At 65.2% G+C, this 1,668-nt stretch carries 3 protein-coding genes; all 3 read left to right on the forward strand.

Translation table 11 applies throughout. The features are described from left to right. Positions 1–263, forward strand: a 263-nt coding sequence (locus WBG82_RS10230; RefSeq protein WP_424424428.1) for a 3-hydroxyacyl-CoA dehydrogenase family protein, incomplete at its 5' end; no start/stop codon positions are given. Between the two features lie 112 nt (positions 264–375). Continuing rightward, the gene (locus WBG82_RS10235; RefSeq protein ID WP_424424429.1) at positions 376–915 is read left to right on the forward strand and encodes a PAS domain-containing protein; all 540 of its coding nucleotides are present in this window, start codon (positions 376–378) and stop codon (positions 913–915) included. 85 nt (positions 916–1,000) lie between these two features. Further along, positions 1,001–1,516: a PAS domain-containing protein gene (locus WBG82_RS10240; RefSeq protein ID WP_424424430.1), complete on the forward strand. Its 516-nt coding sequence runs from the start codon at positions 1,001–1,003 to the stop codon at positions 1,514–1,516. Positions 1,517–1,668 lie beyond the last annotated feature (152 nt).

Raw genomic sequence — 1,668 nt, forward strand, 5'->3', positions numbered from 1 at the left:
ATGAAGGCGTCGGCTCCGTCGAAAGCATCGACAAGGCCATGCGCCTCGGCGCCAACCATCCCATGGGCCCCCTGCAGCTCGCCGACTTCATCGGCCTCGATACCTGCCTCTCCATCATGCAGGTGCTGCATGACGGTCTTTCGGATTCGAAATACCGCCCCTGCCCGCTCCTCGTGAAATATGTCGAGGCGGGCTGGCTCGGCCGCAAGACGCGACGCGGCTTCTACGACTATCGCGGCGACAAGCCGGTGCCGACCCGCTGATCCGGTCCGGCGAAACCACCGCCGCGAGGAAAACCAAACTTCCTTAACCCTCATCGTGTCATGGTTCTCCCGACCGCCCCCGGAAAGAGGCGTGTTTGTTGGGGGAGTTTGGATGAGCATCGACGAGCTGGAGGACGTGAAAGAGGATTTCCGGTCAGGCCGCGGCCCCGAACTTCTCGATGCGCCCAGCCACCGGACAGTGGCGCGGCTTCACGCTTATCTCGAACAGAAGCGGCAAGGCCGCCCCTTCACCGATCGCGGTGACATCCGCCCCGCCGAGATCGCGCCCCTGCTGCCGCATCTCGTCGTCCTCGACGTGCTCGATGGCGGCAATGACTTCCGCGTGAGGATCTGGGGCACCGCGCTCGTCGAACTCATGCGCGAGGAGCGCACGGGCCAGCTCCTCTCGGAATTCGGGCGGGAGCCGCGCATTCCGACCGACGCCACCGAGCTTCGCAGGAGATGGCTGACCATCTCGAAACTGACCCTGAAGCGCCGGGAGGCGATCTTCTTCAGATCGCCAACCGTTTCGCCCAAACGCGCCTTCATGACCTATCACGGCATGTTCGCGCCCCTGACAGCCGGCAACGCGGAAATCGGCCAGATTTTCGGCATCATGGTCAGCGTCCTCCATACCGGCCGCCAGAAATAGCGAAGGCAGGATTCGTTAACTTCCGTGCCCGACAATGAACCGCCGTCCCGGGGTGGGGGATGGCCATGCACGGATTGAACTTGAAATGGGCAGAGATCCGAGCGACACGCCAAAACTGGCGGAACCGCTTCATTATCACGACGCGCCGGAGCATCCCCGCGTCGCCGAACTCGTAGACTACTGGAACGCCAAGCGCGGCACGCGGCCGATGCCCGATCGCGCCGACATCGTCCCCGGCGAAATTCCCCGGCTGCTGCCGAACATCGTCATCTGCGAAGTCCTTCGCGGCGGCGAGGATTTCCGCATGCGCATCTTCGGCACCAAGCTCGTCGAACTCACTGGCGAGGAACGCACCGGCAAGAGCCTCTCGGATTTCGGCGCCCATGCGATAGTCCCGACGCGGCCCGAAATCGTGCAGGACCGCTGGCTGGAGGTCATCCGCCGCTCCTACCAGCAGGTGAAGCCCGTTTTCGTCAGCGGCGCGATGACGAGTTCGGACCGCCCCTATCTCGCCTGGCACGCCGTCTCCTGCCCGCTCACGGCGGGCGGCGCCGCTGTCAGTCAGTTGATGGGCGGCCTCTTCGTCGTCGACAGGCGCTGACGGGCCGGAGGGCGCCCCTCATTCGACCGAAGTCACCCTGAGCGCCGCCTCGATCAACGCCTTGGCCTCCCGCGCGTCCCACTCGGCGGGGCCGACCAGCCGGCCGATCTCCCGGCCATCCGGCCCGATCAGCACCGTCGTCGGCAGCCCAT

The sequence above is a fragment of the Parvibaculum sp. genome (assembly GCF_049671045.1).
Classification (GTDB): Bacteria; Pseudomonadota; Alphaproteobacteria; order Parvibaculales; family Parvibaculaceae; genus Parvibaculum.